The following is a 20,683-nucleotide window of genomic DNA, read 5'->3' on the forward strand; positions in this document are numbered from 1 at the left end:
TCGACATAAGAAACCCTCCTTTTTACGTATAATAAGTATTATCAAATGAAATATAGGAGGGATTGCCGATGACATGGTACAAAGAAACTGCTGAAGAAACAATGAATAAATTAAAGACGACCAAAGATGGTCTTTCAAATCAAGAACGTACCAGTCGTTTAGAAATACAAGGAAGAAATGAAATAGAGGTAAAAAAGAAAGTCAGTCCGCTTCGGAAATTTTTGAAGCATTTTACGGATTTGTTGATGATCATCCTTATGGTGGCTTCTGTCTTGAAGTTTTTAACGGGTGATTATATTGAAGGTAGTATTATTTTACTTGTAGTGATCATCAATAGTTTTGTTGGTTATTGGCAAGAAAGAAAAGCAGAAGAGTCACTCAATGGGCTAAAAAGTTTAATGAGTCAAGACGCAGTGGTTCTTTCTGAAGGCGTCAAGAAAAGTATTCCTGCCACTGAGATCGTGCAAGGGGATATAGTTAGTTTAACAGCTGGAGATGTCGTGCCTGCCGATATTCGTTTAGTCGAAACATATGGTTTGATGATCGAAGAAGCTGCGTTGACCGGTGAATCCGATGCGGTCGAGAAAATAAGTGAGCCGTTAGTCGACGAATTAGGCGCAGGAGATCAACTCAATATGGCTTTTTCAGGTACACTTGTCCAAGCTGGATCGGCACTTGGTGTCGTCGTTGAAACAGGGAATACGACGGAGATTGGAAAAATCAATCAAGCATTACAATCAGTCCAACAACAAACAACCCCTTTGGTTCGCAAGATCCATCAGTTAAACAAGCAAATCTTCAGAGGAATCGTTTTTCTAAGTTTATTCTTGATTTTCTTTACCTCATTTAGGTATGGCTTAGAGTGGAACTTTTTATTCTCAACAATCATTGCGTTGATCGTTTCTATGATCCCAGAAGGCTTGCCAGCGGTATTGACGATGATCCTCTCACTTGGGGTCAATGAAATGGCACAAGAACAAGCGATTATCAAAGGATTACCTTCTGTTGAAACACTTGGTTCAATGACGGTGATCTGTTCAGATAAAACGGGTACGTTGACCAAAAATGAAATGACTGTTGTGGAAACAATGACAGAAGATGAGACACGCTTACTTGAAATCATGAAAAATTGTCAAGAAGTGCAAACGAAAGAGGATCAAGTAGTGGAAACGTTGAGTGGCAATCCAACTGAGCTAGCTTTATTACGATACACAGCTGAACAGAATCTTCCCCTAAAAACGTCGCTTGCTAAATTGCCATTTAGCTCAAGTTATAAATATATGGCAACATTGCATGAAGAACAGGACCATGCAGTAGTGTTTGTCAAAGGAGCGCCAGAAGTTTTATTATCGAGATCTTCTTTGTCACAATCAGAACAGCAACAATGGATCAACCAAGCATCACAGCTAGCGAAAAAAGGCCAACGTGTATTAGGGTTCGCCTACAAGCAAATGCCTATTGAGCAAGAGTTAGACCATGCACAGTTGCAACAACTGACATTTGTTGGGATTGCAGGAATCATTGATCCACCAAAAGAGAGTGCGATCCAAGCGGTAAGAGAATGTCAGCAAGCAGGGATCTCAGTGAAAATGATTACTGGTGACCACAAAGACACAGCCCAAGCAATTGCGGATCAAATCGGATTGAAGCATACGAGTAATGTCCTTGAAGGAATCGATATCGATCGACTCTCTGATCAAGATTTAGCGAAGAAAGTGAGCAAAGTCGATGTCTTTGCTCGAACGACTCCGGAGCATAAATTGAGGATCGTAGAAGCTTTGCAGAAGAATGGTGAAATCGTTGGGATGACCGGTGATGGTGTCAATGACGCGCCCGCATTGAAGCGAGCAGATGTGGGAATCGCTATGGGGATCAAAGGAAGTGAAGTCAGTAAACAAGCCGCAGATATGGTATTAGGCGATGACAACTTCCATACGATCGCTAAAGCAGTCAAAGAAGGACGGCGGATTTTAGATAATTTACAAAAAACGATCAGCTTCTTCTTACCTACATCTTTAGCACAAGGCTTGGTGATCATCTGGGCATTACTTGCGAATCAGCCATTGCCTTTGACACCGATTCAAATCTTATGGGTCAATATGGTGACAACAATCACGTTATCCTATGCTTTAGGTTTTGAACAAGCAAGTAAAGACACGATGAGTCGGCCACCAAGAGATCCTAACCAAGGGATTTTGACGAAGTACAATGTTTTCCGGATTTTCTATGTGTCCCTCTTGATCATTATCCCAGCTTATTGGTTGGCAATGCAGTTTGAAGGTCAAGCCTTACAACAAACTGTTCTTTTACAAAATATTGTTGCTGCCCAAGCCGTCTATATGATCAATTGCCGTGAGCAAGTCGATGCTTCATTGAATAAAGGCTTCTTCCAAAATAAATTCTTATTTATTTCATTAGGTATTTTATTTGTCCTCCAAACTGGAGTCATTTATCTACCCTTTGCGCAACAAGTCATTGAAACAACAAGTTTGAGCTTTGCTCAACATTTACCAATCCTTGTAAATGTACTTCTATTATTTACAATCGTAGAAGTCGAGAAACGAATCAGTAAAACATGGATTAAAAGAAAAGAAAGAGAAGCATTTGCCGGTAACTGAGAATCGTCGATCGTTTAAGAGATAAAGTCAAAGCGACAGTCTTCCCCCTAGGTTACTGTAGAGGAAGGCTGTCGCTTTTTATGGTTTAATACTTGGAGCTGAACGCTTCTTTTAAAACCTGATAAACGGTGTTCGAAAAGCTGACCTTCAACATTAAGCTAAAAAATCAAAAAATATGGGGAGCTATTTTCTGATTTTCTATCTTACTGCTCAGGTCAAAGCGCTTTTCTCACAACCTTACAAATAACTTCTAAATGTGAGTTCGGTCAATTGGTCGAGCTCATTTTTTGTTGGTATGGTAGAGATGTAGATGATTGGTATCGGGACTTGGTCGAGGGGGGTGTTTGAGACGAACAAGTCGTTTTTATGGAACGTGATGTCAGAAAGTTGAGATAATTCTACTGGAATCAATTGAACTCGTTTCCCAAAGTAATCATTTAATTCTTGTTGCAAAAAGGCTTTCCAAGAGGGTTCGCCTTGAAAGAAGAAATACAGGTTCAATTTATTTGGACGAACGGATAAGATTGCTTGTTGGATCAAGAAGGATAGTAGGCGTAGAAAGTATTCGTCTTCTTGAATAGGCAACTCTTGTTTCAGTTGCTCAAGTAATTCTTGTTTGAATGGGTACAACTGCGGATATTGTTGCTCATATTCTTCCAAAAAATAGTGATATTGCAAATTCAGCTGCTCGATCAAGATAGGTGATTCATGGTATTTCAACAGTAACAAAATCAGGTTATCAGCAAGTTTTGTTTCGTTTAGTTTTTCTAAGTGCAAGGTATCAGCTAAATCCTGAACGAATTGTTTGATCTTGCCTGAAAAAGGATAACTTTGCAAGATATCTGCCACGGGTTCTTGGTATTGATTGTTGTAATTCCAACTTTCTAAAAAGCAAAAGAAAGCAAAAATCAATTCATCTTTTTGTAAATACACGCCTTCTAATTCATAAAGTTCGGTTAATTCAGTAGCATACGTGGAGTAAAGAGTATCTTCAGGTTTAAAGAAAGAGTCCTTGATACGGCAATTTGCCTTGACACGTATCGTGTTGATGAAAAACCAGCAAATTCCAAAGATCTCTTCTGTTTCAACAGAAAAAGGGGTTTGCTTCAAGCGTTTCAAAAAACGAAAGTAATGGGATTCATGGATGGAATAATCTTCAAAAAAATAATTATTATGAGTAAATGGCATCAAAAGACGATGATAAAACAAGCGGATCGCATTCTCAGAACCACTCATCGTACTTGTATATTTTGTCAGCTTGATCTGTAACCCATAACGAAGGAGTTGGCGATTGACTTTTCTTGTATGACGTTTCAGCGTTTCGTAAGAAAGTCCATTGACTGCTAAAAAATTGGTTGTGGAACATTCTTTTGTAAACAATAGTTCTTTGATCAATTGTACACTAACGGATTGTTTTAGAAACAATTCCCACAGATCATTGGCAAGTAGATTTTTTTGATTGAGTAAACGAATCCCTGACTGATCACTATCGATCAACCAGCCATCAGGTAATTGTGAGCGGATGACTTGTAAGTCGGAAAAAATCGTACGTTCCGTTGTATTGGTTTCTTCAGCAAGCTCATTGACAGTGATTTTGGGATGGTTCAAAAGTAGTTCAATCAGCGTGACTTGTCGTTGTAAATCTTTTTCAGTGATGATTTGGTGCATGAGCGAGTACATCCAACACCCCTCCTTTTAAAACAAATTATAACACAATCCTTGACTTACATAAGCGGTTTCTTGTAGTTTTGGAGTAAGAGATAGCAACGCGGATTTATCGAAAGGAATGAATCAAAATGGCAACAAAAATCGAACAATACAAACGCTTATTAGCGATAGCAGAAGCCGGTCTCTTCTATGGCAAAGATCCATTTGACGAAGAACGTTACCAAGAATTGAAATCGATTGCTTTATCTTTATTGAGTAATGGCGAAAAGGAAATCGAAGAACAGCTTGCTTTTATTTTAGACCAAAATGAAGGATATCCCACACCAAAAGTCGATGTGCGTGCCTTCATCAAACAAGAGAATAAGATACTGCTAGTGGAAGATAGTCATACAAAAGAATGGGCATTGCCAGGTGGTTTTGCAGAAATCGGCTATTCACCAAAGGAAAATATTGGAAAAGAGGTGAAAGAAGAAACCGGGCTAACGGTGACGGTGGATCAACTACTGGCAATTTTTGATACCAATACCCGAAAAGATATTCCACAAGCCTTTCAATACTATAAAGTCATTTTTGGATGTTCAATCATCGGAGGTTCTTTTATCACGAATATTGAAACTTCAAACAGCGCCTTTTTTGCATTGGATGATTTACCTACTCTTTCCCAAAAACGGACGACAGAAGAACAGCTTGCGATCTTAGCGAAAAGTCATTTGCCTTATTTTGACTGATCAATATATTTTTGTTGCATTTGCAACAAAAATCAGTACAATAAAAGTACAACTAAAGGAGAGAAGAGATGGCTGAGATCATAAGAGAAATCGGCGCGATAGCACGAGCGTTAGATTCGATCAGTAATATTGAGTTTAAAGAAGTCGCTTTGACGAGGGGGCAATACCTGTATCTCGTTCGCATTTGTGAAAATCCAGGTATCATTCAAGAAAAAATAGCCGAAATGCTTAAAGTCGATCGAACGACAACTGCCCGTGCGCTGAAAAAGCTGGAAAGTAATGGCTTGATTCGACGAGTAACGGACGAACAGAACAAGAAAAATAAAAGGTGTTATCCGACAGCCCAAGGAGAAGCACTTTATCCGATGATCATCCGAGAACACCATCATTCTACGAAAGTCGCTTTAGCTGGCTTGTCTGAAGAAGAAATCCAACAGTTGGAAAGATTATTGACATACGTAAGGAAAAATATCAGCGAAGACTGGAATTTTGTAAAAAAGGGCAATAAACGCCTGTATTGAAAGGGATGTTGGAGTGGGGAAGGTAGAAATCAGACCGATTGTGGGAAGTGAAGTGGAACGCCTTCAAGCAATCAGCATTGAAACGTACACAGATACTTTTGGCGAATATAACACGCAGGCAGATATGGATGCATATCTTTCGCAAGCGTATGATTTGCAGCGATTGACAAAAGAACTGATCCAGCCAGACTCAGCTTTTTTCTGGGCGCTAGATCATGGCGAAATTGCAGGTTATCTAAAACTGAACATAGGAAAAGCACAATCCGAGGAAATGTCTGAGGATCATCTAGAAATCGAACGGATCTATATTCGACCACCCTATAAGAAAAAAGGGATCGGCACTCACTTGATGAACTGGGCGTTGGCTCAAGCGAAAGCACAGGGAAAAACAGCTGTGTGGTTAGGTGTGTGGGAACATAATGATCCAGCCCAAGCTTTTTACCGTAAGCATGGTTTCATACACCAAGGACAACATGTGTTTTATATGGGCGACGATGCACAGATCGATCATATCTTAGTCAAAAAAATCAATGAGGTGTAACGAATGAAAAAATTTGTAGCAGATCCATCATTTTGGGAAGTGTTCCCAGAAGCAAAAATCGAGATCCTAACGGTAGAAGGGATCAATAACGAAGTCGTTGAAGAAAACAAAGCAGATTATTATGACAAATTGAATCGTGCTGCTAAAGAAGCAAGAAATTATTTAACAGAAGAACCTTTTAGTCAAAATGAAGTGATTGCACAATGGCGTCAAGCGTTTACCCAGTTCAAGACAAAAAAAGGCGCACGTTCATCGATCGAGGCACTGCTAAAAAGAGCCAGTCAAGGTCGCGAATTTGTCCCGATCAGTCCGTTAGTGGATATCTATAATAGTATCTCTTTGCGCTTTGGCGTACCCTGTGGCGGAGAAGATCTTGACACAATCGTTGGGGATCTTCATTTGGGTAAAGCTCAAGGTGGAGAAAATTTCTTGCCATTAGGCGCAGAAGCAGATGCGCCCGCATTACCAGAAGAAATCATTTATTATGATAAAGAAGGCGCAGTTTGTCGCTGCTTTAACTGGCGTGAAGCGCAACGGACCATGTTAACGAAAAAAACGACGAACGCTGTGTTGGTGATCGAGGCAGTCAACGCACAACAAGCAGAAGTTGCCGGAAAAGCAATGACTGCTTTACAAGAAGACATTGAACGAACATTTGGTGTAACGAGTACTAGACAAACAGTGACGAAAGAACAACCAGAAATCACTTTGTGACCGGACACGTAGTAAATAACCAAAACGATGGAGTCACTCGTAATCTTCAAACAAAGCAAACTTGAAGATTGCGGGTGATTTGTCTTTTGATAGCTTAACACGAAAATAAGCAACGTTTGCTCGATCATCTTGTGCTTAATAGCAGTGACTTCCACTAAGTGTGTTTCCGCTTTCGTGCTATAATGAAAACAAGCTTTTATTTAGAGGAGGCGTTGTCAAATGATCCATAAATCTCGTGTCATGCTATATGTTGAAGATGTCGCGTTAGTCAGTCGGTTTTTCGTTGAGCAATTGAAGGCAGAAATCGTTGAAACGTTGGAATTGCCAGAGGAATATCAAAGCATTGTCTTACGTATGTCGCAAGAATTGGAGTTGGCTATTTTTCCTCGGACATTCGTTGAACGATTTTCACCAGAAGTGTTAGGTCCACCACCGTCTATGATTTTCTTTACAGATAAGTTTGATGAACTTTACGAACAAATCGAAACAGCTGGTGAAATTTTGGAGAATAATGGCTTGTTGACGTTTAACTTTTCCGATCCTGAAGGAAATTTTTTTGTGATTGCAAAATTAGAATCGACAGAAAAAGTAGATGAAAGGGAGACAGAAGATGAAAATCTCGATCACTGAAACACTTGAAGATTATTTCAAAAAGCAACGGATGAAAAAGAGTGATAAATTGAGAATGAAGAATTTGAAATCTGGGAAAAATCCTGCCAAAGGATGGAATAAAATGGTCGATACAGGCTTCGGTGGTTTAAATTCTTTAGATTATCGTGGGAAAGGGAGTAATTTACCGATCAGCCAAATCGACAATCAGCAATTTCGTGCGGAAGAACAAAAGCGAATCGGTAAAGAAACCCATAGATAGAAGCTTCTTCAACTATTGTGTACTTAGTTTTATTTATTAGTAATCGACATACTTTTCTCTAAATGAAAGCGGAATAGGTAAATAGTAATGTTCGGATTTTTGATTAAATCCGAATTTTTTGTTTACTTATTTCTATATTTGGGATAATATTAAACACGTTGTTTTATTAATAAATCTAATATAGTAAGAACTTTTTTATAAATGTTCGGTTTTAGGGGGATGAACGATGAAGGAAAAGATACTTTCCTACTTCGAGATTGACGCACTGAATACGACGGTGAAACGTGAGATACTGGCTGGGTTTACGACATTTATCTCTATGGCATATATCTTATTTGTCAATCCAACAGTACTTGGTGCTTCGGGGATGGATGAAGGGGCAGTGTTTACTGCGACAGCATTAGCCAGTGCCATTGGCTGTATTTTGATGGGGGTCGTTGCACGCTACCCGATTGGAACAGCACCTGCGCTAGGAATCAATGCCTTTTTTGCTTACTCAGTCTGTTTAGGTATGGGGATTCCATGGGAAACAGCATTGGCAGGGGTGTTTGTCGCTTCGTTGATTTTTATTTTGATCACCATTTTTAAATTACGTGAAATGATCATTGATGCGATTCCAACAGACTTGAAGTTTGCGATTTCTGGCGGGATTGGTTTGTTTATTGCCTTTCTAGGCTTGAGTGAAGGTGGCTTGATCGTGGCAAATGAATCAACTCTTGTTGGCTTAGGTTCATTGAGTGTCGGTTCCACTTGGTTGACGATTTTTGGTTTGATCGTTACTGCGGTATTGTTAGTTCGTCGCGTACCAGGAGGGATTTTTATCGGAATGGTAGCTACCACGCTTCTAGGACTAGTCACTGGACTGATTCCTATGCCTTCACAACTTGTTGCGGCAGCACCTAGCTTGAAACCTACTTTCTTAGTTGCATTGAAACACGTTGGTGATATCAATAGCTTACAAATGTGGGTAGTCGTTTTGACGTTCTTGTTAGTGACATTCTTTGATACAGCTGGAACATTGGTTGGCCTAGCAAACCAAGCCGGTTTCATGCAAGATAACAAAATGCCACGTGTTGGGAAAGCATTGGCTTCGGATTCTACTGCGATGTTAGCTGGTTCATTGTTAGGAACATCGCCAGTTGGGGCTTTTGTTGAGTCATCCGCAGGGATCGCCGTTGGTGGACGATCTGGACTAACTGCAATCACAACAGGGATTTTATTCTTGTTCGGGTTGTTTTTCTCACCATTATTATCAGTCGTGACTTCTCAAGTGACTGCACCTGCGCTGATTTTAGTTGGTGTGTTGATGGCCCAATCATTACGTCAGATCGAATGGGGAAAAATGGAGATTGCGATTCCTGCTTTCTTGATCTTGATCGGTATGCCGTTGACTTATAGTATCTCAGATGGGATTGCATTAGGATTCATCTTTTATCCAATCACCATGCTAGCAGCAAAACGTGGCAAAGAAGTCTCACCAATCATGTACGCGCTATTCTTTGTCTTTATAGGATTCATGTGGATCTTGAATGTTTGATTGATTTAGGTAGAACTTGAGTGTTCATTCGCTTTTAAAAGAGTGTGGGACAGTCCAGTTGCCCTTTCTCAAAAATAAAAAACGAGTCTGATCTTGATGTTTTTTTGTCAAAATTGGACTCGTTTTTAGTCATATACACACTTTTTATCCATGTGTTGCCCTAATTTCCTTAGATCTAGTGCCATGAGCGTCAATCTGATATCACTCGCCCACGTTAGTGAAAAATTTAGCACCCCAAGTGAGCCTTTAGATGACCGGTCACTGGTTTGACGAGTTTGTGACAGAAGTGTTTTGACCTGAGCAGTAAGATAGAAAATTGAAAAATTACTTTTTATATTTGACAATTTTTTAGCTTAATGTTGAAGGAGCCGGTTTGCAAACACCGTTTATTCGGTTTTAAGGTATGCAACAAAAAATGAATTTTATTTTTTGTCCCACCCACAAATCGAACCGTTGAAAAATAAGGACTAGAATATGACGACATGAAATGAATCGATCTTTACGATAATAATCGTTTGAAATATATGTGGTTTTTTGAATACACGGATAAAAACTTTGTTAATTACGTAGCAGCAACCCCACAGTTCAAGTTTATACGATTAGTTGAAGAGATAGTTCTAACGACAATCGGCAATTTCCTTAACTATGTACCTGATCAAAATAGGTTAGAAAAAATTCGTCCTAGCTTGATTGCTAAATAATGCAAGAAGAGGTAGTAAATAAAGTGACGATATTTAATAGATACAAAGATGATAAATATTTTTAATATTATAATTAAGCTAACTCGATAGGTAATATTTGCTTGCCGAGTTATTTTAATGTATTTTTTCAGTTATTTTATAAAAATAATATCTTTAAATAACCCTATTAAGCGAAAATTTCATTAAAACAGCATGTTTTGATTAATATATTTTTCCGCTATATAAGTATGTTATTGTAACGATTGTAACAAATACAATTTGAGGAGTGGAAAAATGAAAAAGAAAATTACTGTTTTAGTTCTTAGTCGTTGCATGTTATTATCCACGTTGGTTCCAAGTAGTGTTGCATGTGCAGAAGAATTTATTGATGAGTCAACTGTAGTGGAGACTGTACATACTCCAGAGATGCCCCCTGGGGTTTACGCTGAAGTACATGAAGATGGAAGTATTTCTGTTGTAAAGACAGACCCAATGCTCAAAGCTAATGTATCTCGATGGGGTAGTTCAATCTACACGAACGTTGCAGTTTCTACTGGTGTAGCAACTAATGCAATTAATACAGCATTTTATTCAGGAATTGGTTCAGTATTGGGAATTTTTGGGGTAGTACCTCTGTGGGCTTTACAAGGACTATTAAATGCGGTTGGTTGGACTCAAATGGGATCTAAACCTGGTGCGTCGGTCGCTAAACTTTGGGATAAGAATAAAAATGGGTGGATTGGGTTCTATTTCCAAAGAGGTTACGATGCTGCTGGCAAAGAAGTGGCTACTAGGTATAGTACACTTTAAATATGAAATTCAAAAAATTTACTGAAGACCACCCATATTTAACCGTAATCTATTCGGGATTAATTGGAAGTGCATTTGGGATTACTGTTGAATATATCGTTAATCGAGATTTCAGACCTAGTGGAATTTATAGTCTAATATTTTATTATGTAATTGGATTATCTTCAGTAAAATTTAAGTCCAGAAAAAAATGAGTACTGTAAAACCCAAAATTATTAATTAATCGTTTAGTCCAACAGGGTATACTTTGTTGGGCTTTTTAGATTTCTTGATATATTTGAATTATAAAATACAAACTATGTTGGGCTATAGAAACTAAAGTATCAGTTAGAATTGCTGTTAATTTTGATAAAATGTTTGTTGGAATATAACATGAAAAGGAAGGGAGGTAAGGGACATAGAAAAAATCGAGTTAGAAACAATTGATATCACAGAATCAGCAAAGAAGTTTTCCGAATTAACTAAAGAGAAAAAAACATTATTTTTAAATGGACCATGGGGATCTGGAAAGACCGAATTTCTAAATAAAGTGGGAAGTGAAGCAACCGGAAAAAAATTTATATACTTGAATTTATGGGAGTTAAAGGATGAGAGAACGGTCATTCATATAGGATTTAGCCAATTATTTTCTGGTTGTTATATATTTACTAGATTTCTTTTTATACTGAGTGTAGCTATATCAATTTTAGCAACTCCAGCTATTAAATTAGGATTAGAAGAAGTATTCCTGGGCTTTATTATAAAAATAGCCGGAAGTATAGCTTTAGTAGTAGCAGTTGGCCAGTTCTTAAAAGTCAAATCAGATCAATTATTTTATTCCATATTAAAATTTCATAGAATAGATATATTTCTTCAAGATAAAGTATTAGTTGTAGATGATTTTGATCGTGTGTCTGTAGATACACAAAAAGAAACATATAAATTATTCAATATATTGCATAATCGATTGCCAATAATTTTTGTGGGTGATATTAATAAAATAGCTATGAATGGAGACAATTATTTGCAAAAAATTATTGATAAAAGAATCGATTTACCATATGTATTACATTCTCGAGATATATGGGCCAATTAATTTGGTAGGATAGAAGAAAAATTTAATCTTAGTTTACCAGAGGGGTTAATAGAATTATTCGTTCACGAAAATAGAAACCTACGCGATAGGTTACAATTCAATGATTATCTAAATCAGGAGTTATTATTAAACGCTAAAAAAGATCGTGTGCAATGTGCCCAACAATTAGTGGTAATATACATGTATTTATTTCATTATAGCAAATATTCTTTGTTATTAAGGAATAGGCAGCTTTCGCCTAAAAAAGATTATCTCGAAAGAGTTTTTTAGTGAACTGCTACAAGATAATGATGACTCTCCCGTGTCATTTGCTAAAAGTAGAGAGATATATTTTATATCAGAACCTGTACAAAGAATCTTACCAAATACAAGAAAAATATTACTACAAGCAGAAGGAGAATCTGGGACAGGGACGTGGATCTATCGGTTTGGTGATGCAGAAACAGCAAAAGAAAGTGTAGCACTCAATGTACCAAAAGGAGCGAATCCAGAAGCAACTACTTATTCGACCAAGTTGACGTGGGAATTAAGTAGTGTGCCTGACAATTAGAAAAGCATTCCATTTTCTCTCCTCTTACTATAAATTTACACACTTTGATAAATCAAAAAATTGCTATCCAGAATGATGATCTAAATACTGCAGCTAGATCCATAAAAATAAAGACAAAGGGAAAGGAGAATGTAAGATGAAACCACTCTAACAAAGGATGAATATCTACGCCAGTTTCAAGAAAGAATGTCACATGATAAAAAAGAAAACGAAGAACTGAATACGTATTTAACACAACAGTTCGAGGAACTCAATCAATTGATAAGCACGATTTCACCAGACAATTTTTGGGAAAATCTCCCTAAAATTATAGGGATTGATGCGAAACTAACACTAATGGCAGAAATAATTTGTTACGACTATAGTAAATTGCCAATAAAAGAGATTCTGCGGCTTGTGGAAACGGACTACCGTACGTATTTTTAGGAACTTTGTGGCAATGATCTGAGTGCAAACAATAAATATTCGATGGTATTTAATATAGTATAAATTTCTAAGAAAAGGAAACACTTAAGAACTATTTAGGTGTTTCTTTTGTCTACAGTATGTGAAAAGATAATTTCTTATTTTTTAGTATAGATATTAATAAAGATTCTATAGTGTTTAATTAAAATTTATTTGTTACTAACCAAACTATAGTTTATAGAAACGAACACTAATTAAAGCATATTTTATTTTTGATTATAAACGATACCTTATTGTATATATAAGTTACCTGTTAAATATAGAATTTTTGTTTTTTTGTAGCTCTACTACTATTTTGCCCAGTTTTTTTATACCATAATCTATGTCACTGAAGGTAACTTTTGAAATACTTAAGCGAATTAAATTAGTTTCTTGAAATTTTGGTATAAAGCAATTATCTAAACTATTAACTAAGATTTTATTTTGTTTCAGAACATCAGCCAGTTCTCTAGAGGAGATATTATCTGGTAATTTTAAAGAGAAATAAAAACCAGTATCTGGAATGTAGGGATACATATTAGGAGGCAAATACTTATAACAGCACCTTTTCACTTCTTTCATTTTTAAATAATATAATTTTTTCATTTTAGTTAGATGTTGTACTAATATCCCATCTTCAAACTGATTAGCAATGATTTCAAGAGATAAAGAGGGCGTAGAAAAATCTCTACAAAATTTATAGTATCGAAAATCTTTGATTAGATCCTTTGGCAAAATAACTGTAGCAACACGTAATCCAGGAAATAAAATTTTTGAAAAACTTTTTACGTAAATAATTTTTCCATTGGGATTAAAAGTAAATATTGGATCAGATTTACTGTTAAGATCTAAGTCACCAAGAAAGTCATCCTCTAAGATATAAACATCATATTTATCAGATAATTCTGCAATTTTTTGTTTTGTTTTATTAGAATAAGAATGTCCTAAAGGATTATGAAATCTAGACATAATATAGAATAATTTAATGTCATTATTCTTAAAGATATCTTCTAATTCATCTAGATCAATATTATAGTTTTTTACAGAAATACCAATAACATCACTATTTGAAAGTTTAGCGGAGCATAAGGCTCCATAGTAGGAAGGTTGTTCAACTAAAATTTTTGTTTTTTTGTTCGGAAAAGGCATATTGATCAAAATATCAATTGCTTGCTGTGATCCAGTCGTAAATATTAGCCGATCTTTAGTTGTGAAAACTTGATGGTTAGATAAATCATCTAATACATATCGTTTTAGTCTGTCTGTCGTATTCTTATTCACATATGAGGATAGATCAATTTCCTTTATAGAAAGATAAAATTTTTGGAAGATAATATAGAATTTTCTGGTTCTGCAGATAAAAAATCAATTATCTCTGTAGTATTTTTATATTTATTTGTTGGCTTAGCTAAAAAATATCCTTTTTTCGGAATTGAGTAGATAATTTCTTTTTTTCCAGTTCTTCTAGTACTTTGATAATTGTGTTTTTGCTACAAGAATAGAGAGAAGCTAAATTTCTAATAGAAAGTAGTTTTTCTCCAGGTTGCATATTATTTTGTTCTATGTTTATTTGTATTTTTTTTTCTAATTTTTTATATAGCATGGCTAATTCCTCCACTCTGTATGGGTACAGTTAATAAAAATAGGCATTTACCAAAAAAGAACACTGACATATTATTTGTACATAACGTAAAATAATTCAAATTTATAATAGGTTAGTTTAGTATTCAGTAAATTTAAATATTTAACAAATAAAAGAGAGAGGAGATCAAAATATTTTTTATTGTAGCATAATTTATGCTTTTTCTATTTGTAATACTAAATTATAGATTGCTTTATTTGCAATTTATAATTTAAGCTAAGGAATTTATATAAAGTTGATAATATTTACAGTTCATTAATTATTACAAAGATTATATGAGAAAATAATACCGTGAAACGAGAGGATTATGATCAAATTGTTACGAAACGGAAGCATAGCTGGAATTCTAGCTTATACTTTATGGGGAATACTTGGGGTATTTACGTTACTTTTTTCTGACAAAAAAGGGTCATAACTCGATAGGTGGAATTTATAGTTTTCCCAAAGTACCTGAATACAATTTGAACCACCATATTGAAGTTACTAACTATCTCATTGAATCCATGGACTTGGCAAAGAAAAAGTCAACGTTTATACTGGCTCAATCGGAACGTAGGCAGATGTATGAGAAGAAGGATATGTCTAAAGCAAAAAAAGGAACACTGTTTCATGTTTCAGATTATGTTTTACGATTCGAAAACCAGATGGCAGAAGTTAGTAACTGGCATTTTGAAATTGAGCTAACACTTAAATCACAGAATCGATATACGAAAGCAATTTTTCCAAAGTATCTTCGGTTGCTTACACAAAAAAGAAATGCCCAATTGATTTATGTCACACCAAGCAATATAATTTATAACTCCTTAGATATGTTTAAAGAATATTTTATGCTCAAGAAACAAGACGAAGAGCTGAAATCAATCGATGCTTCTGCTTTTGATCGTCTTCATATTGTATCGAGTAAAGAGTTCAATGGAGTATTGAAAAAAATGTTAGAAGAAAATGATTTTATAAATGAGCGTTAAACTAATTTAAAGGATAAGTTTTTTTGTTGCCCCGACACTCCGACCACCACCACCGTTTACGGGGCAACAAAAAAAGGAAAGCAAGCTTTCCGGTTTTGGCATTTATCTAGTTTTTTTAGCAGTATCATGGTATAATCAGTATGTAAAGAGGAGTTGCGCTAACAACTCCCCTTAGCAGCACCGTTTAAGACGGTGACCGATTTAAATATATTTCAAAGAAAAATAATCGTCTACCGGCTAAAGCGGACGGTTATTTTTTGTTGTCTTTGTTATTGCTGATCGTCAGAACTAATGTAGCGAATGCTAACGCAAACATTAGAGCTTCGTAAACAGACAAGCTTATTCCTTTCTAAGGATAAAGCCACAAATCAACATAGGCGTCACCCCATTTCTATTGGGACTAGCCACCGTCACAAACCTTACTGCATAAACTATTATACCATAAAAACCAGTCTAAATGCTTAATTCTAAGGCATTCATGCTGGTTTTTTGTTTGTTCGTTAGAGGTATTTCTTCCTTCGCTCCAACCGCCACCGCCGCTACGGAAGAAGCCATGTGTTTGCTTCAGAAATTCAAAAGACAAAACAAGTTCAAAACCTTTCTCACGTCAGGCTGATGAACTGGTTTTTTCTTTGTCATTTTCCAAGTATCTTCCTTCGCTCTGTCTGTCCTCGCTACGGAAGAAGGCGTTTATGTTCGCTAGAAAGTCAAAAGAAGAAAGCGAAAGTTCAAAAGAAAAGAGAAGCGGAACCTCATTGCAAGCAATGATTTCCGCAAGAAGTAAGATTCCGCATGCGGAATCTTTTTTAGATTTTTAAAAATGTCAGGGCGATGGGCCTTTATTTCACCTTCTCGCTGTTGTTTTGTCTCATGTCGATCTGAAGCCGCTGCTATCGGATTGGCGAGAGTGCTTATACACCTTCCGCATTCAGAAAAAAAGGGGCGGAAAAACTTTTAAGAAGCCCACTTAAAACTTTTCCCTACAGCACTCCCTTTTTTTCTGCCTGCTACAGGTGTAGGGCATAAGCACGCCGAGGATAACAGTTGTGAAGAAATGGAACGAAGTTTAATCAAAGAAAGGAGCGAAATCTAACGATCTGAAAATTGAAATTTTTTAAAACCTTTTTGCCTCAGAAAAACGTTAAAAAAAAATGTATGTTGAAAACCCAAAACCTTAAAAGAAATGAGCTGAATTTATGGAAAAAGTCTACGAAATCGTCAAAATTAAGCAAGAATGTCGTGTTTATGAAGAGTTTCCACCATTAAAGATTACCTCGTCTTACTCAATTGCAAAGTGGTTACAAGATGAAATTGGCTATGACACACAAGAAAATTTAGTGCTGTTATGTCTGGACACAAAGAATAATATTAACAGTTATTCAATCGTGCATAAGGGAACGTTAAACTATACTACTTGTCACCCAAGAGATATCTTTCAACGAGCGTTATTATCAAATGCTTGTCGAATTTTAATCGCTCATAACCACCCCTCGAACAAGCCAAATCCAAGCAAAGAAGATGACATAGTGACCGAAAATATTGAATCGTGCGGGAAAATGTTAAATATCGAGCTTTTAGACCATATCATTGTTGGACAAAATACTTATTACTCATATCGAGAAAATAATCGGATAGGTGCTTTCTAGCTGATAGAAAGCACCACACAATAAGAAATGAGAATAGAAATGAATGAATTAATGGAAAAGACACATGCCAAGATGATGGAAGAAATGAGTGAGGAACGTCCAAGGTCGGAAGATATCCTACACAATTGGTTGTGCCAACAGGTACAAGTAGATAATGAGCTTTTAGAGGGGATTCTAAAGGAAGGGAAAAGTATTAGAAAGGCAATGCAGTACTGTTACTCGCATGCAATGAAGCAAGCAATTGGAGGTTGCGCACTAATTATCCATGATGATGTTTTTCAATGGGTGACAGATTACTTTAAGAGTGAAGAAACTGAAATAAAGCAACCTAATATGAGCGTAACGAATCCATTAGTAACAGTAAGTAAGCAATCCGAAAAAGAAAACCATGTTCCTAAAAAAGAAACAAAATTACCGGAAGGAGAGCAATTAAGTTTGCTAGATTTTCTATGAAAAAAATAAAAAATGCGAATGACTATGCTAAAGATTGTCTGAAACCGCCAAAAGGATTCTTTGAATGGTGTTATCAACAATTTCCAACGTACGTATGGAAAAACAAACGAGAAACGATTGTCGCTTCGACTAGAAAACAAAGTAACACGTACGAGAAACGACTGGCGAAAAATTCAAGATTGACATTTTTTGATAAGTGCCAATATTTCATAATTATCTTGTCATCGACCAAAAAAATTGAGATACAAACATATGAAGTTTACTCTTTTTTTGAAGAAGGGAAGCAAATGTTTAAATATCACCTTTTTAACTTAGAGAGGTTAGTAGAAAACAAGCACTTGAAGGTATGCAGAGAATCAAACGAGAATTACCGTTTTGGTAAGAAAGCGGTCACTGGCATATTTAATTATTATGTTCCAGAGGTTTATCCTAATGGTTGGATAGAGAAACTAGGTAGAAGTTCAGAGCTAAAATATCTTGACTTGAGAGGCGTGCAACCAGAACAATTACCCCACATTTACAAATATAGAGAAAGAATTGAATTTGCTCAAAAAATAGGGGCAAAACAGCTTGCACAAGATATTATGAACAAAATATACCTGATAGATATGCGTGTAATGACAAAAAATTGGCTAAGAAAGTTCAAAAAGTTTTTTCAAAAATCCTCTCGTGGATATAGTGACTTCTTGTTAAAAAAAAGAAATGGAAACACGAGGCATTCAAATGATTTTAGGTATTGAAAAATATGTATCCAGATATGATATCAATGACTTTTTTGAAAATAATCACTTAATGAAGTTACAAAAGTATTTATTAAAGCAAGAGGTACGTTTTAGTATGTATCGAGATTATCTGAATATGTTGAACGACGAAGGAATCAAGGTGAATAATAAAAACAAGTACCCTGATGATTTAGAAGAAGCACATGATAAATTAGTAGATATTATCAATGGTAGAAAAACAGAAAATGAAAAAAAGAAGTTTGTAACACGAGCCCAAAATTTAGCTTATATGGAGCGACAAGTCGGCAATATCTTGTTCATACTACCTAAATCTGTAGAAGATATAAGACAAGAAGGAAAAGAGCTAAAGCATTGTGTAGCTAGTTACATTGACAGGCACGCAAAGGGAGAAACCACCATTTTATTTGCAAGAAAGATTGATAATCCAAGCAAACCATACTTTACATTAGAATTTAAGGACGGAAAAATTGTACAAGTTCAAAGTACTAGGAATAGAGTACCTGTTCCAGAAGAACTGAGGGAGGCAATAAGTATTTGGGAAAAAGAACTTAGAAAAAAGAAGTATGTAGCATAGAAACAAGGACTATCTTAAGTACGAATTAAGATAGTCCCATAACGTTTCTGATTTGTATAAGTTCAATATATCACTGAGAGGATAGTCAATGCAAGAATCAGCTTGTAAAGCTTGAAGAAAACCGAAATGGAGGAGAATAAATGTATACGATCAAATCTGCAAAAGAAAAGTATCTTGTATTTAAAAATGAAAAGAAGATTGCGGAGTTTCTAACACGAAAAGAAACGGAAAGTTATTTAGATACGTTGACTGCCTATTCTGAAAAAATTAGTTGTGAACCAAAGGAGAGTATTCTTTATGACTAAAACTATAGGTGGGATTCACTCTAACAAGCAGAAATATTTATCTTTGAGTCAATTAGTCGATTTATTGGTAAAGCAACGCGTCTTAGATAAGGAAGTTGCTCGTGAATTGATGACTAATCATAGCTATCGATCAAATGCCTTGGAAGAAGAAGGACTACCTACCAGCTTATTATTTGATTTGGTAAAACTGACTGGACGAAAACTAAAAGTATATCCGAGTAAAGACAATACTATCTACTGGTTAGAGTAGATTTATATATATTCCGAAAAGTTATAAAATGATTATTACAATAATTTCTGTAATCTTCAGCAGAAAACGATTATTAGCCCCAACTGCTACTTAGCTAGATTTGACGTTTATTAATATTTAAGATAACCAACCACAAAAACACCCTTTGTGTGCACTTTGTGCGTACGATGTGTTATAATAATAACTAAAGGAGGGGTTAAATATGTCCAGATTAAGTATAAGAATTGATGATGAGCTAAAAGAGCAAGCAAAAGAAGTTTATGAAGAAATCGGCATGGACTTATCAACTGCAGTCATTGTTTTTTTGAAACAAAGTGTGCGTGAGCGTAAAATACCTTTTCAGCCTGGTAACGAACCTAGGGAAGATATAATAGCCCGATATGAAGCAGAAAACGGTATTACTACTAGAGCAGCGTCCATAGATGACATGATGGAGAAATTGCATGCTGACGATTGAATTTACACCAAGCTTTAAACGAGATTATAAAAGAATGATGAAAAAACATTATTCTGAAATAGAATATAAAAAAGTAATTGAATTGTTGGTTAACATGGAACAAGAGATACTGAGAACCAAATATAGAGACCATGCACTGCAAGGGAATTGGAAAGGCTATAGAGAACTGCATATACAGCCAGATTGGCTACTTGTTTACAAAGTAGATAATAAAAAACTAATACTTACATTGATTAGAACAGGTAGCCATGATAAAATTTTATAAATAAATGAAGAAAAGGTCAGAAACTTAAAGTTTTTGACCTTTAATTATTGTTTCTATTTACTGGTACTTCAGTAACTCACCTAAATATATAAGTAACCAGCTGAATGAACTATGAAATAAGCAAGTAAAAAGGATCAAAAACTTAAGATGTTTGATCCTTTTTTTTATTTCAATATGTAAAACAGATGGTCACAAACGAAAAAAACTTCCCAGTAACGGGAAGGATCATGAAAATAACAGCTTTTTAATATGTTTCGTCAATTTTTTTAGTAATCATTGGGAAGAATTTCATGCAGTAGATTGCACAAATGCCTACGACGATATAAATGATTTTTGCAAAGATAGTTGTTGAACCACCAGCAATCATAGCAACTAAATCAAGCTCGAACAAGCCGACTAACAGCCAGTTCAGCCCTCCCACAATCAATAAAGTTAATGCAATAGCATCTAAAGTTTTCACTAGAATTCTCCTTTCTTAATTTGTTATAATAATTATGTACTAAAAAAAGAAACATTGCTTATATAACGCTCAGTAATTTTAGTAAACTACGCAAAAAGATGAAAACAAGGAAATGTATCACAGATAATGTATTTAAAAATACTATCAAACTTATAAAACGTTAGAT

24 protein-coding genes and 1 pseudogene are annotated in these 20,683 nt (G+C 35.6%); 21 read left to right on the forward strand and 4 right to left on the reverse strand.

Annotated elements, in window-relative coordinates; all coding sequences use genetic code 11:
- The first annotated feature begins 68 nt into the window (after nucleotides 1-68).
- Nucleotides 69-2,618 (forward strand): HAD-IC family P-type ATPase, encoded by a 2,550-nt coding sequence (locus IGJ95_RS01900; RefSeq protein ID WP_023519024.1) that lies wholly within the window; start codon nucleotides 69-71, stop codon nucleotides 2,616-2,618.
- A gap of 237 nt (nucleotides 2,619-2,855) precedes the next feature.
- Here IGJ95_RS01900 and IGJ95_RS01905 read toward each other — a convergent pair whose 3' ends face one another.
- Nucleotides 2,856-4,298 (reverse strand): helix-turn-helix domain-containing protein, encoded by a 1,443-nt coding sequence (locus tag IGJ95_RS01905; protein ID WP_010736466.1) that lies wholly within the window; start codon nucleotides 4,296-4,298, stop codon nucleotides 2,856-2,858.
- A gap of 116 nt (nucleotides 4,299-4,414) precedes the next feature.
- Here IGJ95_RS01905 and IGJ95_RS01910 point away from each other — a divergent pair, with 116 nt between their 5' ends.
- The 11 genes and pseudogenes from IGJ95_RS01910 to IGJ95_RS01960 all read left to right on the forward strand — a co-directional run.
- Complete coding sequence (locus IGJ95_RS01910) at nucleotides 4,415-5,014, forward strand: NUDIX hydrolase N-terminal domain-containing protein (RefSeq protein ID WP_153829940.1); 600 nt, start codon at nucleotides 4,415-4,417, stop codon at nucleotides 5,012-5,014.
- A 68-nt stretch (nucleotides 5,015-5,082) separates the two neighbouring features.
- On the forward strand, nucleotides 5,083-5,535 hold the full coding sequence (locus IGJ95_RS01915; RefSeq protein WP_153829939.1) for a MarR family winged helix-turn-helix transcriptional regulator: 453 nt from the start codon (nucleotides 5,083-5,085) through the stop codon (nucleotides 5,533-5,535).
- 13 nt (nucleotides 5,536-5,548) lie between these two features.
- On the forward strand, nucleotides 5,549-6,076 hold the full coding sequence (locus tag IGJ95_RS01920) for a GNAT family N-acetyltransferase (protein WP_194179659.1): 528 nt from the start codon (nucleotides 5,549-5,551) through the stop codon (nucleotides 6,074-6,076).
- Nucleotides 6,077-6,079: 3 nt separating this feature from the next.
- Nucleotides 6,080-6,790 (forward strand): B3/B4 domain-containing protein, encoded by a 711-nt coding sequence (locus tag IGJ95_RS01925; protein ID WP_010736462.1) that lies wholly within the window; start codon nucleotides 6,080-6,082, stop codon nucleotides 6,788-6,790.
- Between the two features lie 219 nt (nucleotides 6,791-7,009).
- Nucleotides 7,010-7,420, forward strand: coding sequence for a glyoxalase/bleomycin resistance protein/dioxygenase (locus IGJ95_RS01930; RefSeq protein ID WP_023519027.1), 411 nt, complete (start codon nucleotides 7,010-7,012; stop codon nucleotides 7,418-7,420).
- Nucleotides 7,401-7,661 carry a hypothetical protein gene (locus IGJ95_RS01935; RefSeq protein ID WP_019724093.1) on the forward strand — a complete coding sequence of 87 codons (261 nt, stop codon included), beginning with the start codon at nucleotides 7,401-7,403 and terminating at the stop codon, nucleotides 7,659-7,661. The genes IGJ95_RS01930 and IGJ95_RS01935 overlap by 20 nt, the downstream gene beginning before the upstream one ends.
- A 226-nt stretch (nucleotides 7,662-7,887) precedes the next feature.
- Nucleotides 7,888-9,198 (forward strand): NCS2 family permease, encoded by a 1,311-nt coding sequence (locus IGJ95_RS01940; RefSeq protein WP_010736459.1) that lies wholly within the window; start codon nucleotides 7,888-7,890, stop codon nucleotides 9,196-9,198.
- 974 nt (nucleotides 9,199-10,172) lie between these two features.
- The gene (locus tag IGJ95_RS01945) at nucleotides 10,173-10,688 is read left to right on the forward strand and encodes a hypothetical protein (RefSeq protein WP_153829938.1); all 516 of its coding nucleotides are present in this window, start codon (nucleotides 10,173-10,175) and stop codon (nucleotides 10,686-10,688) included.
- A 427-nt stretch (nucleotides 10,689-11,115) separates the two neighbouring features.
- Complete coding sequence (locus tag IGJ95_RS01950; protein WP_244062918.1) at nucleotides 11,116-11,763, forward strand: P-loop NTPase fold protein; 648 nt, start codon at nucleotides 11,116-11,118, stop codon at nucleotides 11,761-11,763.
- 301 nt (nucleotides 11,764-12,064) lie between these two features.
- Nucleotides 12,065-12,313: a WxL domain-containing protein gene (locus IGJ95_RS01955; protein WP_010736456.1), complete on the forward strand. Its 249-nt coding sequence runs from the start codon at nucleotides 12,065-12,067 to the stop codon at nucleotides 12,311-12,313.
- Between the two features lie 171 nt (nucleotides 12,314-12,484).
- A pseudogene (locus IGJ95_RS01960) lies at nucleotides 12,485-12,739 on the forward strand (DUF7006 family protein); the annotation flags it as partial.
- A 285-nt stretch (nucleotides 12,740-13,024) separates the two neighbouring features.
- On the opposite strand, the gene IGJ95_RS01965 reads toward IGJ95_RS01960, so the two are convergent.
- Both IGJ95_RS01965 and IGJ95_RS01970 read right to left on the reverse strand, forming a co-directional pair.
- Nucleotides 13,025-14,038, reverse strand: a complete 1,014-nt coding sequence (locus IGJ95_RS01965) for a PLP-dependent aminotransferase family protein (RefSeq protein ID WP_438761365.1) — start codon at nucleotides 14,036-14,038, stop codon at nucleotides 13,025-13,027.
- Between the two features lie 127 nt (nucleotides 14,039-14,165).
- Nucleotides 14,166-14,360, reverse strand: coding sequence for a GntR family transcriptional regulator (locus tag IGJ95_RS01970; protein ID WP_010736454.1), 195 nt, complete (start codon nucleotides 14,358-14,360; stop codon nucleotides 14,166-14,168).
- A 410-nt stretch (nucleotides 14,361-14,770) separates the two neighbouring features.
- Here IGJ95_RS01970 and IGJ95_RS01975 point away from each other — a divergent pair, with 410 nt between their 5' ends.
- From IGJ95_RS01975 to IGJ95_RS02015, 9 genes are all read left to right on the forward strand, one after another.
- A complete protein-coding gene (locus tag IGJ95_RS01975) occupies nucleotides 14,771-15,364 on the forward strand; it encodes a hypothetical protein (protein ID WP_228760898.1) in 594 nt (197 codons plus the stop codon).
- A gap of 1,196 nt (nucleotides 15,365-16,560) precedes the next feature.
- The gene (locus tag IGJ95_RS01980) at nucleotides 16,561-17,010 is read left to right on the forward strand and encodes a JAB domain-containing protein (RefSeq protein WP_010736452.1); all 450 of its coding nucleotides are present in this window, start codon (nucleotides 16,561-16,563) and stop codon (nucleotides 17,008-17,010) included.
- A 39-nt stretch (nucleotides 17,011-17,049) separates the two neighbouring features.
- Nucleotides 17,050-17,463, forward strand: coding sequence for a Cas9 inhibitor AcrIIA9 family protein (locus IGJ95_RS01985; RefSeq protein WP_194928322.1), 414 nt, complete (start codon nucleotides 17,050-17,052; stop codon nucleotides 17,461-17,463).
- The gene (locus tag IGJ95_RS01990) at nucleotides 17,460-18,203 is read left to right on the forward strand and encodes a hypothetical protein (protein ID WP_438761367.1); all 744 of its coding nucleotides are present in this window, start codon (nucleotides 17,460-17,462) and stop codon (nucleotides 18,201-18,203) included. Before IGJ95_RS01985 ends, IGJ95_RS01990 begins: the two co-directional genes overlap by 4 nt.
- The gene (locus IGJ95_RS01995; protein WP_438761369.1) at nucleotides 18,187-18,780 is read left to right on the forward strand and encodes a PcfJ domain-containing protein; all 594 of its coding nucleotides are present in this window, start codon (nucleotides 18,187-18,189) and stop codon (nucleotides 18,778-18,780) included. Before IGJ95_RS01990 ends, IGJ95_RS01995 begins: the two co-directional genes overlap by 17 nt.
- A 140-nt stretch (nucleotides 18,781-18,920) precedes the next feature.
- Complete coding sequence (locus tag IGJ95_RS02000; protein ID WP_153829934.1) at nucleotides 18,921-19,085, forward strand: hypothetical protein; 165 nt, start codon at nucleotides 18,921-18,923, stop codon at nucleotides 19,083-19,085.
- On the forward strand, nucleotides 19,078-19,335 hold the full coding sequence (locus IGJ95_RS02005; RefSeq protein ID WP_016249990.1) for a hypothetical protein: 258 nt from the start codon (nucleotides 19,078-19,080) through the stop codon (nucleotides 19,333-19,335). Before IGJ95_RS02000 ends, IGJ95_RS02005 begins: the two co-directional genes overlap by 8 nt.
- A gap of 202 nt (nucleotides 19,336-19,537) precedes the next feature.
- Nucleotides 19,538-19,792, forward strand: a complete 255-nt coding sequence (locus IGJ95_RS02010; RefSeq protein ID WP_010736448.1) for a type II toxin-antitoxin system RelB/DinJ family antitoxin — start codon at nucleotides 19,538-19,540, stop codon at nucleotides 19,790-19,792.
- Nucleotides 19,779-20,057: a type II toxin-antitoxin system RelE/ParE family toxin gene (locus IGJ95_RS02015; protein WP_010736447.1), complete on the forward strand. Its 279-nt coding sequence runs from the start codon at nucleotides 19,779-19,781 to the stop codon at nucleotides 20,055-20,057. Before IGJ95_RS02010 ends, IGJ95_RS02015 begins: the two co-directional genes overlap by 14 nt.
- A 244-nt stretch (nucleotides 20,058-20,301) precedes the next feature.
- Here the strand turns inward: IGJ95_RS02015 and IGJ95_RS02020 are convergent, their stop codons facing one another.
- Nucleotides 20,302-20,517 (reverse strand): DUF378 domain-containing protein, encoded by a 216-nt coding sequence (locus IGJ95_RS02020; protein WP_066026593.1) that lies wholly within the window; start codon nucleotides 20,515-20,517, stop codon nucleotides 20,302-20,304.
- Between the last annotated feature and the right edge of the window lie 166 nt (nucleotides 20,518-20,683).

Origin of the sequence: Enterococcus sp. AZ156 (assembly GCF_051714165.1) — a bacterium.
Classification (GTDB): Bacteria; Bacillota; Bacilli; order Lactobacillales; family Enterococcaceae; genus Enterococcus_B; species Enterococcus_B pernyi.